Here is a 13182-nt window from a genome sequence, read left to right on the forward strand (position 1 = left end):
GCGGGGCAGTGGGGTGGCACGGGACTCTGAGGGGGCGACTTGGGGGAGGAACGCATGACGATGCCGGGGTACCAGACCTACTCGCCGCCCGCGGCCCCCGAGCGGAAGGGGCTGGCGGTCGCGTCCCTGGTGCTCGGGATCGTCGGGTTGCCCGCGCTGGCGCTGTGCGGAGCGGGGATGGTGGTGGCGCTCGTCGGGTTCGTGCTCGGGGTCGTGTCCGCCGTACGGGGGCAAGCCCGGAGCATGGCGATCGCGGGGGTCGTCTGCTCGGCGGCGACCTTGGTGATCGGGGGTGTCGCCATTTTCTTCTTGCTGAACAAGGCGGCGGAGTGTGCCGACAGGCACAAGTACCCCGATGACACGGCCAGGAGGCAGTGTGTGGAACGGGAGTTTCCGTTCGCCGACAATGCTTCTACGCGGTGACCAGGGCGCGTACGGCCTCTTCGTTCAGGGGCGAGGAGTAGACGCGGAAGTCGTCCAGTTCCCCGGTGAGGCCTGGTTTGCCGGGCTCTGCGCCTAGGGAGATGGGGCCCGCGGGGGTCACCACGGCGTGTTCCAGGGGGACGGCGACGTCGAGGTTGCCGTTGACGTAGAGGAACATGCCGTCGGTGTCGACGACGAACGCGATGTGCGTCCATTCGTTCAGGTGGAGGCGGGCCCTGCTGTCGATGTACTCGGGGCCCTTGATGGTGAAGAGCTGGGCCCGCAGGCGCAGGGCGTCGGGGTAGAGCCATAGGCCGACGGCCCTGGCGTCGTGGTCTATCGCCACGGATTTGTAGACCAGGCCGCGCCATTCGCCGGTGGGCTCGCCGGTGACCTTGACGAAGAAGGTCAGGCTGAAGCCGAAGATCTGGCTCAGGACCAGCTGGGGTGCGGCGGCGACCGTGGCCTGGGCGTTGCCGTCGAAGGACAGGACCTCGCCGTCCCGGCCGGGGACGATCTCGGCGTGTTCGTCGAGCTCGGCGGCCAGGCCGCCGCCGCTCGCGTCCTTCACCTTGCGGCCGTCGATGTCGCTGACGTCGAACGTCCAGTGCGCGATGAGCATGGCATCTCCGTGCGCCCCGATCTCGGTGCCCCCACCGTCGCAGCGCGAGGGAGCCGAGTAAAGACCCGAATCTCAGTTCGGGGGCAGCGGCAGGTAGGCCGACAGGTCGGCGCGGGAGCCGCTGGCACGGACGCGGTTCTCGGCGATCGCCTCGGGCCAGGTCAAGCGGCCCGTGGCGAGCCGAATCCAGGTGGTAGCGTCCATCTCCACCACATTCGGGGGGGTTCCGCGAGTATGGTGCGGGCCGTCGATGCATTGGACGGCCGCGTGTGGAGGGACGCGGACCTCCACGGACTTGCCGGGCGCCAGCTCGGCGAGACGGTCGAGCAGGTGGCGTACGGCTCCCCTGACCACCGGCCCGGCCGGCTCCGCGCCCGCCTCGTGGGCGGCGAGCACCGTGTCGAGCGAGGCTCGGCGCAGCGCGGCGGGCTCGTCCTCTCCGGCGTACGGCGGGAGGCCCAGCGCGGCCCGCTGCTCGTCCAGAACGGCGCGGGAGAGGCGTGTACGGGGCATCGGCACCGAGGCTACCGCGTGACCGGAGGGTGGCCTTCCGTCCGTCTCAGGCACCAAAACCGGGCTTCACCCGGTAAAAAGGACCCCGGTGCCGACATGGGGGCGGAAAAGTGATCGGGGGGCCGGCCGGGGCGACCGACCCGGCGGGACGACACGGAGGTTCGTTTAGATGGCCGAGGCTTTGCCCCTGCAGCCCGGTGATCCGCATCGCCTCGGCGGTTACGAGATCACGGGCCGGCTCGGCGTGGGCGAACAGGGCGCCGTCTTCCGCGGCAACAGCCCCGCCGGTGGTTCGGTCGCGGTGAAGCTCCTGCACCTGCGCCTGAGCGGCGAGCCCGCCGCCCGGTCGCGGTTCGCGGCGGCTTTCGACGCGGCGCGGAAGGTCTCGGGCTTCTGTACGGCCGGGATCGTGGACGCGGACGTGGAGAGCGACCGCCCGTACGTGGTCACCGAGTTCGTCGACGGCCCCTCGCTGCAGCAGCTTGTTTTGGAAGAGGGCCCACGCGGTCCCGCGGTGACCGAACGGCTGGCCGTCGGCATCGCGATCGCTCTGGCCGCCATTCATCGCGCCGGGGCCGTTCACCATGACTTCAAGCCCGGCAACGTGCTGCTCGGCCGCAGCGGACCCCGGGTCACCGACTTCGGCGTCGCGCACGCCCTGGACGAGGTCTCGGCCGCGCCGACCGGCCGGGTTTCCGACGACCCCGCTTACAAGGCTCCCGAACAGCTTCGCGGGGTGGACATCGGTCCTGCCGCGGATGTGTTCGCCTGGGGCGCCACGGTGTTGTTCGCCGCGACAGGGGAAGCGCCCTTCGGGGACGACAGCCCCTCGGAGGTCATGCAGCGGATCGTTTACGACGACCCGGACCTGACCCCGGTGCCCGACAGCCTGCGCGAGGTGGTCTCGGACGCCCTGGCCAAGGAACCCGGCGACCGCCCGACCTCCGCCGAGCTTCTTGAACGCCTCCTGGACGAGGACGCGCCGCTGGCCTCCCAGCTGCCGAAGTCCATGGTCGATGAGGGCCGCGCCCTCGCCACGGGCACCGCACCCGCCGCACCCGTCATTCTTCCAAAGGCGCCTCAGCCGATGGTCGAGGACGTACAGGCTCCCCCTGCTCCCGAGGCTCCCGCTCCCACCCTGGCCCCAGATCCCGCCCCGGCTCCCGAGACCCCGGTCGGCCCGCGGAACTCCCTCGCTCTTCCCCCAGCGCCTGTGGACGAGTCGGCTCAGTCCACTCAGATGCTTTCCGCACCCCCGATCACCGCGCCGTCCAACGGCGTACGGCCGCAGAGCCGGCCGTTCCAGCCAGGCCCCCAAGGGCCGCAGGGGCCGCAGGGGCCCAACGGGCCGCAGGGGCCCAACGGGCCGCTCGGACCGCCGCCCGGCCCGCCCCGCCCGAACGGGCCGCAAGGGCCGCAGGGACCTCAGGGGCCGGGATCCGCCGGGCCGTTCGGTCCTCCGGGATCGCGCCGGGCCATCGAGCCGCCGCAGCCGGCCGAGCGCAACGACGGTGAACGCCGGCCGCATCTGATCCCCGGCATGGACACCGGGGCGCAGCGGCACCTCCAGGACGACGGACAGGGACACGGGCAGGGATACGGGCAGGGACGAGGCCAGGACCACGGCCACACGGCGATCCTGTCGGTGCCGAAGACGTCCCGGATCCCGTGGCCGTCGGGGATCAAGAGGCCCGACAACCACGTGCTGGGCGTCGCGGCGTCGGTGGTCATCGGCGTGCTGGTCGGCGTCGCGATCATCGCGCTGGTGCTCGGCCCGCAGCTCAAGGGCGGTTCGGACGACTCCTCCAAGCCGCCGGGGCCCTCCACGCCGCCGAACAACTCGCCGGTGACGGCGATCCCCGAGACGTTCGCGGGCACCTGGCGGGGCACGGCGGTGAACGCCAAGAACCACGCCTCGTTCCCGATCGAGGTCACCTTCCAGGTGGGGAGCAAGGTCGCCCAGGCCCGCTACCCGCAGAACAACTGCGTCGGCAACCTCGCGCTGAACAGCGGCACGACCCAGAAGCTCCAGATGTCGCTGACGATCGGGCAGCCGTGCCACAGCGGGACGGTCCAGGTCGTCAAGCAGCCGGACGGGTCGCTCAACTACGCGTGGACGGCTCCCAGCAATCCGGCGGGCTACCAGGGCAAGCTCGTGAAGGGCTGACCAAAGCCGGGGGCCGGGTCCAGCCCGACCTTGCCCGGTCAAGTCCGAATTGCCGGGCCTAGCTGCGGATATCAGGACAGATCCACTAAGGTGCCTCTCTGTCGGTTCCCTGGATCTTCTCCCCTCAGGTCCACCGGCGCGACCGTAAGGAGTCCCTCCGTGCGGGCTGCCCCCCGAAAGCTGCTGATGGCCGGCTCGATCGCCGCGTGCCTCGGCGCCGCCGCCGCACTGCCCGTCCTCGCCGACGGCCCGGACCCGTCGCTGGTCCAGGTCACCGCGGCCGAGGGCACGCCGATCGCCGGGCAGTACATCGTGACGCTCAAGGACGGCGCCTCCACGTCGGCGGCCGCCGCGCAGGTCAAAGCCTCCGCGGTCCAGCAGTTCGACGGCGTGCTGAACGGCTTCGCGGCCAAGCTGACCTCCGACCAGCTGTCCAAGCTGCAGCGCAACAAGCAGGTCGCGGCGATCGAGCAGGACCAGATCGTCAAGGTCGCGGGCACCCAGATCGGGCCGACCTGGGGTCTGGACCGGATCGACCAGCGCAAGCTGCCGCTGAACAAGCGCTACAACTACAAGGCGCTCGGCCGCGGCGTGAACGCCTACGTCATCGACACCGGCCTGGACACCAAGCACAAGGACTTCGGCGGCCGCGCCTCCATCGCCTGGAAGGCCCCGGGCTACAAGGACGGCAACGACTGCAACGGCCACGGCACGCACGTGGCGGGCATCCTGGGCTCCAAGACCTACGGCGTGGCCAAGGACGTCAAGCTCCGCGCGCTGCGCGTGCTCGGCTGCGACGGCACCGGCCCGATGTCGAACGTGGTCGCCGCGGTCCGCTGGCTGCACAAGAACGCCGCCAAGCCCGCCGTCGCCAACATCTCGGTCGGCGGCCCGAAGTCACAGGCCCTCGACATCGCCGTCTCGAACCTGTCGCGTTCGGGCGTGTTCGTGTCCGTCGCGGCCGGCAACGAGGGCGCGCCCGCCTGCAACAGCTCTCCCGCGGGCGCGAACGTGGTCATGACCGTGGGCGCCACCACCAAGACCGACTCGCGCCCCACGTTCTCCAACTACGGCAAGTGCGTGGACATCAACGCCCCGGGCCACGCCGTGGTCTCCACCTGGCCGGGCAACCGCACCGCCAGGCTCGACGGAACGTCGATGGCCACCCCGTACGTCAGCGGCGTCGCGGCCCTCTACCTGGCCGGGCACCGCAAGGCGAGCTTCGCCCAGGTCGAGAAGTGGCTGAAGACCAACGCCACCAAGAACCGCATCACGCACCTGCCCAAGGGCACCCCGAACCTGCTCCTCTACAAGGGCACCCTGTGACGATGGCCACATGAGACGGCCCGGCTCCCTGCAGGGGGCCGGGCTTCTCTGGCCTACCAGCCGCTTCGCCGGCCACCACGGTTTACTCTTGGCGAGGTAACGAGCGGTTCTTTACAGTTCAATGGCATTCGGTCAATGACTCGCTCCGGCGCCGCCGGGCAGTCTGGCCGGACAGCCGAATCCCGCGAATGCCGCGCGGGAACCGGGGACCCATTCAACGAACGGCCCCATGCCGTACGTACCAGGGGTGAATCCGCAGCGCACCCAGCGGTCGCGGTAGGGCAGACTCCCGGCCCGAACCCGTCAGCTAACCCGGTAGGCGATCGAGGAGAAGGAGACACGTGGAGACCCCCACCTCCACCCGATGGCGCCGTGCCCGGCTCGCCCTCGTGGGCTTCGCCGCGGCCGCGCCCCTGCTCGCGAGCGCGACGCCCTCCGCCCAGGCCGACCCCGGCGACAGCGGCCGCGTCAGCAAGCTGAACGCCCAGATCGAGAGGCTCGACAAGGCGTACGGGGGCGACCTCGCCAAGCTCAAGGACACTCAGTTCGCCGTCAAGCAGGCGCTGAAGAAGTCGCAGGACCTGAAGCAGGACCTCACCGCCGCCCGCGCCCTGGTCGCGCAGATGGCGGCCTCCCAGTACATGAGCAACGGCGCGGACCCGTCGGTCACGGCCCTGTCCAGCGACGACCCGTCCACTGTGCTGAACAACGCCTCGCTCGTCAGCCACGTCGCGCAGAACCAGGCCGGCAAGGTCAAGCAGATCCAGGTGCTGGTCGCCTCGCAGGAGCAGGCCCGCCGCGACGCCGAGAAGAAGATCGACGAGCTCGAGGGCGAGATCAAGGACCTGGTGAAGCAGAAGGCCCGGGTCAAGGCCCTGCTGAAGAAGTACAAGCCCGAGTCGCCCAGCGTCGGCATGGGCGGCATCACGGCCCGTATGAAGAAGGTCCACGACATCGTGGACCAGGAGATGGGACCGTTCCCCACGATCGGCTGCTTCCGCAGCACCGGTGACCCGCAGGACCACGGCACCGGCCACGCCTGCGACTTCATGGTCACCACCGGCGGAACGATGGCCGCCGGGGCCGCCAAGGACCTGGGCGACCGTACCGCCGCGTTCGCGATCTCCAACGCGAGCAAGCTCGGCATCAAGTACATCATCTGGCGGCAGCGCATCTACGACATGCGCAGCCCCGGCTGGCGCGCCATGGAGAACCGCGGCGGCGTGACCGCCAACCACTACGACCACGTCCACATCTCGGTCTTCTAAGGTCGCAGCCGTCTTCTCAGGGCCTCAGGGGGCTCTCAGAGCCCTCTGGCGGACAGCGAAGCGCCCGATCACCTTCCCTAGTGATCGGGCGCTCGGCGCTTTCTGGGGCTCGTCAGCCCGCGTCGCTCAGCGCACGCGGCTCAGCCCGCGTAGCTGGGGAGCGTGCGCTCGTGGGCCTCGCGGAGCTCGGCGAGGGGGATGGAGAACAGCTCCTGCTGGTCGCCCTCGGGGCCGCGGCCGGTGATGGCGAGAGAGTCACCGCCGGTGACGCCCAGCTGGCTGACGGGCACGCCCGCCTGCTCGCAGAGCGCCTGGAGGCGGGCCTCCGCGCCCGGCCGTACGGCCACGACGGCGCGCGCGACCGACTCGCTGAACAGCGAGACGAACGGGTCGCCGGGCAGCGTGATCTTGGCGCCGAGGCCGCCGCGCAGACAGGACTCGACGAGCGCCTGGGAAAGGCCTCCGTCGGACACGTCGTGCGCGGCGGTGACCAAGCCCTCGCGGGCGGCCGTCACCAGGACGGTGGCGAGCGCCTTCTCGGCGGCCAGGTCGACCAGCGGCGGCAGGCCGCCCAGGTGGTCGTAGACCACGTGGGCCCATTCGGAGCCGCCGAACTCCTCGCGGGTCTCGCCGAGCAGCGCGATCACGTTGCCCTCGGAGGAGAACGACATGTTCACCCGGCGGCGGACGTCGTCGTGGACGCCCAGCACGCCGATGACCGGCGTCGGGTTGATCGGCGTGCTGCCGGTCTGGTTGTAGAACGAGACGTTCCCGCCGGTGACCGGCGTGCCCAGATACTGGCAGGCGTCGGCCAGGCCCTCGACCGCGCGCGCGAACTGCCACATGACCCCGGGGTCCTCGGGGGACCCGAAGTTGAGGCAGTTGGTGACGGCCAGCGGGCGGGCGCCGGTGGCGGCGACGTTGCGGAACGCCTCGGAGAGGGCGAGCTGGGCCCCGGCGTACGGGTCAAGCCGGGTGTAGCGGCCGTTGCCGTCCAGCGACAGCGCGATGCCCAGGCCGCTCTCGTCGTCGATGCGGACGACGCCCGCGTTCTCGGGCATCGCCAGCACGGTGTTGCCGAGCACGTAGCGGTCGTACTGCGAGGTCACCCAGGTCTTGCTCGCCAGGTTCGGCGACCCGGCCAGCCACAGGACCGTGTTGCGCAGGTCGTCGGCGTTGGCCGGGCGGGTGAGGCGGCCCGGGGTGTCGGACTGCAGCGCGCCCAGGTCGGCCGGCGGCTCGTACGGCCGCTCGTAGACCGGGCCCTCGTCTGCCGCGGTGCCCGGCGGGATGTCGACGATGGTCTCGCCGCGCCAGGTCATCACCAAGCGGCCGGAGTCGGTCACGGCGCCGATCACGGTCGCCGGGATCTCCCACCGGCCGCAGATCTCCATGAACCGGTCGACCTTCTCCGGCTCGACCACGGCCATCATGCGCTCCTGCGACTCGCTCATGAGGATCTCCTCAGGGCGAAGGGTCGCGTCCCGCAGCGGCACCGAGTCCAGCTCCACGTGCATGCCGCCGGTGCCGGCCGCGGCCAGCTCGGTCGTCGCGCACGAGACCCCGGCCGCGCCGAGGTCCTGGATGCCGACCACCAGGTCCTCCTGGAACAACTCCAGGCAGCACTCGATGAGCAGCTTCTCCATGAACGGGTCGCCGACCTGAACACTCGGCCGCTTCTGCTGCGACTCGTCGTCGAAGGTCGCCGAGGCCAGCACGGACGCGCCGCCGATCCCGTCGGGGCCGGTGCCGGCGCCGAACAGGATGACCCGGTTGCCCGGGCCGGGGGCGATCGCGCGCTGGATGTCGTCGTGCTTCAGCACGCCCACGCACAGGGCGTTGACCAGCGGGTTCTGCGCGTAGCAGGCGTCGAAGACGGTCTCGCCGCCGATGTTGGGCAGGCCGAGCGAGTTGCCGTAGCCGCCCACGCCCGCGACCACGCCGGGCAGCACGCGCTGGGTGTCGGCCGCGTCGGCGGGCCCGAACCGCAGCGAGTCCATGACCGCTACCGGACGCGCGCCCATCGACATGATGTCGCGGACGATGCCGCCGACCCCGGTCGCCGCGCCCTGGTAGGGCTCGACGTAGGAGGGGTGGTTGTGCGACTCGACCTTGAAGGTGACCGCCCAGCCCTGGCCGACGTCGACCACGCCCGCGTTCTCGCCCATCCCGACCAGCAGCGCGTCGGTCTTGGGCGCCTTGTCGCCGAACTGGCGCAGGTGCACCTTGGAGCTCTTGTACGAGCAGTGCTCGCTCCACATCACCGAGTAGATCGCCAGCTCGGCGGCGGTCGGACGGCGGCCGAGGATGTCGCGGACGCGCTGGTACTCCTCGTCCTTCATGCCGAGCTCGGCGTACGGCTGCTGCCGGTCCGGCGTGACCTTGGCGGCCGCGACCGTGTCGGTCTCGTGCACCACCGGAGGCGTCATCGCGGACGGCGCCAGCGGCGCCGGCTCCCGCTCGCCGGACTCGTCCGCGGGCGCGGGCGGCTCGGCCTCGGTCGCAGCCGGAACGGGAGCGGTCTCGGCCTCGGGGGCCGGGGGCGCCTCGGCGGCGTGCGCGGGCTCGGGCTCTCCAGCGGGCTCGGGCTCGGGAACGTCGGCGGGGTCGCCGCCGGCCTTGAGCTGAGCGCCGAGCTCGGGGTCCACGGCCAGGTCGGTGAGAACGTTCAGCGCCTGGCTCGTGGTCGCGGCGGCCTCGTCGGGCGAGCCCTCCTCCACGCGCTCGGCTCGTTCGGCGGACCCAGCGGGCGCAGCGGGCGCAGCGGCCCCAGCGGATCCAGAAGCTCCGGCGGAAGCGGCGGACGAGCCGGACGCGCCGGGCTCCGCTCGCTCGGCGGCGATGGCCTGCGCGAACGCGTCGGCGGCCGCGGGCGTCGGAACGATCTCGCCGGGCACGGCCGGGATGGCGATGCCGGCGGCCTCCTCCTTGTCGCCCTCCTCGATGATGGCCTCGAAGGCCTGGGTCACCGCGGGGTCGACGGGCTGGAGCTCGGGGTCGTCGGCGTCGCTCTTCAGGTCGGCGAACCACTCCAGGGTCGGCTCGTGCTCGCCGGGGCGGCGACCCCCCTCGGGGGCGCCGGAGTCGGGTGGCTGCTCGCTCATGCTCTGTTGTCCGTTCGCTTGCGCGGCGCCCTTTGGCGCCGCCTTCCCTCGTCGCTGCGCTCCTCAGTCCAGGCGGCGCCGCGCCGCTCCAGCTCGCTCATGCGTTGACCAGTCTCTTGACGATCGAGGTGAAGAAGCCGAGCCCGTCGGTGGAGGGCCCGGTGAGGGACTCCACGGCGTGCTCGGGGTGCGGCATCAGGCCGACGACGTTGCCGGCCTCGTTGCAGATGCCGGCGATGTCGTTCAGGGAGCCGTTCGGGTTGAGGTCGAGGTAGCGGGCGACGACGCGGCCGCTGTCCTCGAGCTCGGTGACGACCTTCGGGTCGGCGGTGAAGCGGCCGTCCCTGTTCTTGATCGGGACGACCAGTTCCTGGCTCTCGCGGTAGTCCGACGTCCAGGCGGTGCCGGCGTTGTCGATGCGCAGTCGCTGGTCCCGGCAGACGAAGTGCAGGCCCGCGTTCGGCAGCAGCGCGCCCGGCAGCAGGTGCGACTCGCACAGCACCTGGAAGCCGTTGCAGATGCCGAGCACTGGCAGGCCGTCGCCCGCGGCGGCGACCAGCTCCGTCATGATCGGCGCGAAGCGCGAGATCGCCCCGGCCCGCAGGTAGTCGCCGTACGAGAACCCACCGGGCAGGACGACCGCGTCCACGCCCTGCAGGTCGTGGTCGGCATGCCAGAGCGCGACCGGCTCCGCGCCGGCCAGGCGCACGGCACGTGCCGCGTCACGATCGTCCAGAGAACCAGGGAAGGTGATGACCCCCACCCGGGCAGCGTCCATCTCTACAGTTCCTCCGAAATGAGGGCGGCCGGAATCGACGGTCCGTAGTCCGTCGCTCACCGATGCGCGCCAGATCCCCCCGCGCGCGTCCCAATCTACCCGGCGCTGTGCATGAGCTGGCGTTCGAGGCGCCGAATCAGGGCCTCATCGCGCCAGGTCAGGCGCTTCCTGAGGTGGACCACCGTGCCCCGGTCGGGGGTGGAGTCGATGCTGAGGTCGTCCACCAACGCCCGCATGATCTTAAGCCCGCGGCCCGATTCCCTCAAAGTTCCCAGGTCATCGGCGGACGTCGCGCGGCGCAGCCCGCGACCCCAATCCATGATCTTCAATACGCAGACGTCGTCGTCGACCAGGCCGACCACTTCGTAATTGCCGCCCGAGCGAGCGTGCTGGATCACATTGGTGCACGCCTCCGAAGTGGCGACGAGGATATCCGCGACGCAGTCCTCATTGACCCCTAGTCCGCGCAGCGCGTCCCCCAGAACGCGGCGGATCACCGGGACGCTCAGCGCCTCGTGGGGCAGCGCTAGCGAGAGCTTCAGATCCACCGGCCACCTCGTGTCATTGCCTGGCACCCCGGTCGGGCCGCGACCCTGGACGACTCGTGGCTCGACGAAGCTAAGACTTCCCCGGCGATAACTGGCGTAATCGCTACAGTTGCTGGTTCTTTCATGAACCCTGCATGTCGGCGTGCCAAGTGACGCACAGATAGCGCGTAAAAAGATTAGCCCCACGAACAATGGCAGGATTGGCGGCCGATTGGAACGCGCCAATTGTGGCGCCCATCACATGGCCCATCCGTCCCGCTATTTCCCACGCTTCATTCGCGGGATCGGGATCGCATTGTTCCCCGGAGAATCCGTACCCGGGCCTAGAGGACGTGAACCTCGTAGGTCTCGATGACCGGGTTGGCCAGCAGGGTGTCGGCGATCTTGCGGGCCTGCTCCAGCGCCGCCTCGTCGGCGGGCCCGTCCAGCTCCAGCTCGAACCGCTTGCCCTGGCGGACCGCCGAAACGCCCTCGAAGCCCATCTGCGGCAGCTTCCGGGCGATCGCCTGACCCTGGGGGTCGAGAATCTCCGGCTTGAGCATGACGTCGACGACGACGCGCGCCACGATCGCCCCCTCACTGATCAGCACTTTTCCCTTACGGTCTTGAAGCGTACGGCACCATAACCTGTTGCAGCTCCACCCCAGGCCCGGCCCGGCCCGGCACCCCCTGTTCCAGCCCGGCCCGGCACCTCCTGCTCCAGCCCACTCCCCCGGAGTCGATTCGATGAACATCGAGGAACTGTCGCCACCGGAGCGCCGCCTGTGGGAGGCGTTCCCCAGCGGTGAGGCCGTCGACCTGTCCAGCCCCGACCCGGGCCAGACCGACCCGGCGTTCGCCGAGCGGTGGAGCGAGGACCGGGTGGTCCGCGCCGAGGTGCTCGTCGCGCTGCTGGCCGGGGCAGTCGAGCGCACGCCGGGCGAGGTCGCGGCGCTGCGGCTCACCGGCGCCCGCATCACCGGGGCGCTCAACCTGGGCCACGCCGAGGTGACAGTCCCGCTCGCCCTCACCAGGTGCTCCTTCGATGAGGCCCCGCACCTGTACTGGGCGACGATGAACAGCGTCCACCTGATGCACTGCCGCCTGCCCGGCCTGGTCGCGTCCGGCACGCGCATAGACGGCCACCTGTGGCTGGAGGGCAGCCGGGTCTCGGGCGGGCTGTGGCTGGACGGGGCGCACATCACCGGCATCCTCAACATGTCCGGCGTCCACCTGGTCAACCAGGGCGGGGACGCGCTGCTGGCCGACCGGCTGACGGTCGACGCCAACGTCTACTGCGATCAGGGCTTCGTGGCGAACGGCGAGGTGCGGCTGCCGGGCGCCCGCGTGGGCGGACAGCTGATCTTCCGGCAGGCCCGGCTGCACAACCCCTCCGGTTCCGCCCTGTACGCCAGCCGCCTGGACGTGGCCGCGAACGTGTTCTGCGACGGCGGGTTCTCGGCGCAGGGCGAGATCCGGCTGCGCGGCGCGCGGGTCGGCGGATACCTGTCGTTCGTCGGCGCCGACCTGTCCCACCCCGAGCGGACCGCGCTGAACGCCGACGACCTGGCGGTGGAGACCGACGTCTACTGCTCCGACGGGTTCAGCGCCGCCGGGGCGGTGAGCTTCGCCGGGGCCCGCATCACCGGCCAGCTCAGCCTGCGCGGGGCCCGGCTCCACAACAAGTCCGGAACGGCCCTGAACCTGCAGCGCATCCAGGCCGAGGAGGTGCTGCTGCGCCCGGCCGAGCAGATCGACGGCCTGGCCGACCTCTCGTACGCCAAGATCAACCTGCTCCGCGACGACCAGAACACCTGGCCGACGCGGCTCCAGCTGGACGGGCTGCAGTACGAGACGCTCGACCCTCCGATGCCGGCCAAGCAGCGCCTGGCGTGGCTGCATCTGGACACCGACAACACCGGCTACGCGCCGCAGCCCTACGAGCGGCTGGCCCAGACGTACCGCACGCTGGGCCTGGACGCCGACGGCCGCACGGTCCTGCTGGCCAAGGCCCGCGACCGGCGCAGCAACCAGGGCCCGGCCCGCAAGATCGTCGGATACGCGCAGGACCTCCTGATCGGTTACGGCTACCGGCCGTTCCGCGCCGCGAGCTGGCTGTTCGGGCTGCTGGCCTTCGGCACGATCGTCTTCTCGATCCACAAGCCCGGCGTCCTGGACGACGGGCATCACCCGCACTTCAACGCGTTCCTCTACACGCTCGACCTGCTCCTGCCCATCGGCAGCCTCGGGCAGGAGGCCGAGTACGCGCCGTCCGGCGTCTATCAATGGATCGCGAACGTGCTCGTCGTCGCGGGCTTCATCCTCGGCCTGACCGTCGCCGCCGGCGCCACCCGCGCCCTCTCCCGCGAGTAGGCGCCCCCGCGCCCTCTCCCGCGAACAGGCGCTACCCGCGCCCTCTCCCGCGAACAGGCGCCACCCGCGCCCTCTCCCGTG

The 13182-nt window shown here is 70.9% G+C and carries 11 protein-coding genes and 1 riboswitch; of the genes, 5 read left to right on the forward strand and 6 right to left on the reverse strand.

Annotated features, from left to right (window positions below; genetic code table 11):
* Positions 1 to 54: 54 nt before the first annotated feature.
* Positions 55 to 423 carry a DUF4190 domain-containing protein gene (locus J4573_RS18230; RefSeq protein ID WP_208256857.1) on the forward strand — a complete coding sequence of 123 codons (369 nt, stop codon included), beginning with the start codon at positions 55 to 57 and terminating at the stop codon, positions 421 to 423.
* Here the strand turns inward: J4573_RS18230 and J4573_RS18235 are convergent.
* Both J4573_RS18235 and J4573_RS18240 read right to left on the reverse strand, forming a co-directional pair.
* A complete protein-coding gene (locus J4573_RS18235; protein WP_208256858.1) occupies positions 413 to 1045 on the reverse strand; it encodes a LamG domain-containing protein in 633 nt (210 codons plus the stop codon). The genes J4573_RS18230 and J4573_RS18235 overlap by 11 nt on opposite strands.
* A gap of 72 nt (positions 1046 to 1117) precedes the next feature.
* Positions 1118 to 1558, reverse strand: a complete 441-nt coding sequence (locus tag J4573_RS18240) for a sterol carrier family protein (RefSeq protein WP_208256859.1) — start codon at positions 1556 to 1558, stop codon at positions 1118 to 1120.
* 169 nt (positions 1559 to 1727) lie between these two features.
* Between J4573_RS18240 and J4573_RS18245 the strand changes: the two genes are divergently transcribed.
* From J4573_RS18245 to J4573_RS18255, 3 genes are all read left to right on the forward strand, one after another.
* Positions 1728 to 3725, forward strand: a complete 1998-nt coding sequence (locus tag J4573_RS18245) for a serine/threonine protein kinase (RefSeq protein WP_208256860.1) — start codon at positions 1728 to 1730, stop codon at positions 3723 to 3725.
* Positions 3726 to 3884: 159 nt separating this feature from the next.
* Positions 3885 to 5051, forward strand: coding sequence for a S8 family peptidase (locus tag J4573_RS18250; protein ID WP_307796686.1), 1167 nt, complete (start codon positions 3885 to 3887; stop codon positions 5049 to 5051).
* A 163-nt stretch (positions 5052 to 5214) separates the two neighbouring features.
* Positions 5215 to 5389, forward strand: a riboswitch (cyclic di-AMP (ydaO/yuaA leader).
* Between the two features lie 3 nt (positions 5390 to 5392).
* A complete protein-coding gene (locus J4573_RS18255) occupies positions 5393 to 6319 on the forward strand; it encodes a coiled-coil domain-containing protein (protein ID WP_208256861.1) in 927 nt (308 codons plus the stop codon).
* A 140-nt stretch (positions 6320 to 6459) separates the two neighbouring features.
* Here J4573_RS18255 and purL read toward each other — a convergent pair whose 3' ends face one another.
* The 4 genes from purL to purS form a co-directional block, all read right to left on the reverse strand.
* Positions 6460 to 8748: a phosphoribosylformylglycinamidine synthase subunit PurL gene (purL, locus tag J4573_RS18260; protein WP_208257236.1), complete on the reverse strand. Its 2289-nt coding sequence runs from the start codon at positions 8746 to 8748 to the stop codon at positions 6460 to 6462.
* Positions 8749 to 9520: 772 nt separating this feature from the next.
* Complete coding sequence (gene purQ / locus J4573_RS18265; RefSeq protein ID WP_208256862.1) at positions 9521 to 10201, reverse strand: phosphoribosylformylglycinamidine synthase subunit PurQ; 681 nt, start codon at positions 10199 to 10201, stop codon at positions 9521 to 9523.
* Between the two features lie 95 nt (positions 10202 to 10296).
* On the reverse strand, positions 10297 to 10749 hold the full coding sequence (locus J4573_RS18270; protein WP_208256864.1) for an ATP-binding protein: 453 nt from the start codon (positions 10747 to 10749) through the stop codon (positions 10297 to 10299).
* A 323-nt stretch (positions 10750 to 11072) separates the two neighbouring features.
* Positions 11073 to 11315, reverse strand: a complete 243-nt coding sequence (purS, locus tag J4573_RS18275; protein WP_208257237.1) for a phosphoribosylformylglycinamidine synthase subunit PurS — start codon at positions 11313 to 11315, stop codon at positions 11073 to 11075.
* A 160-nt stretch (positions 11316 to 11475) separates the two neighbouring features.
* Between purS and J4573_RS18280 the strand changes: the two genes are divergently transcribed.
* The gene (locus J4573_RS18280) at positions 11476 to 13101 is read left to right on the forward strand and encodes a C2 domain-containing protein (RefSeq protein ID WP_208256866.1); all 1626 of its coding nucleotides are present in this window, start codon (positions 11476 to 11478) and stop codon (positions 13099 to 13101) included.
* Positions 13102 to 13182: the final 81 nt, after the last annotated feature.

This window comes from Actinomadura barringtoniae (assembly GCF_017573505.1).
GTDB classification, from domain to species: domain Bacteria; phylum Actinomycetota; class Actinomycetes; order Streptosporangiales; family Streptosporangiaceae; genus Spirillospora; species Spirillospora barringtoniae.

What these genes read in the sequence shown, in the direction of transcription:
- J4573_RS18230 (WP_208256857.1), top strand. Translation starts at nt 55, where the DNA reads ATGACGATGCCGGGGTACCAGACCTACTCGCCGCCCGCGGCCCCCGAG.
- J4573_RS18235 (WP_208256858.1), bottom strand. Translation starts at nt 1,045, where the DNA reads ATGCTCATCGCGCACTGGACGTTCGACGTCAGCGACATCGACGGCCGC.
- J4573_RS18240 (WP_208256859.1), bottom strand. Translation starts at nt 1,558, where the DNA reads ATGCCCCGTACACGCCTCTCCCGCGCCGTTCTGGACGAGCAGCGGGCC.
- J4573_RS18245 (WP_208256860.1), top strand. Translation starts at nt 1,728, where the DNA reads ATGGCCGAGGCTTTGCCCCTGCAGCCCGGTGATCCGCATCGCCTCGGC.
- purL (WP_208257236.1), bottom strand. Translation starts at nt 8,748, where the DNA reads ATGACGCCTCCGGTGGTGCACGAGACCGACACGGTCGCGGCCGCCAAG.
- purQ (WP_208256862.1), bottom strand. Translation starts at nt 10,201, where the DNA reads ATGGACGCTGCCCGGGTGGGGGTCATCACCTTCCCTGGTTCTCTGGAC.
- J4573_RS18280 (WP_208256866.1), top strand. Translation starts at nt 11,476, where the DNA reads ATGAACATCGAGGAACTGTCGCCACCGGAGCGCCGCCTGTGGGAGGCG.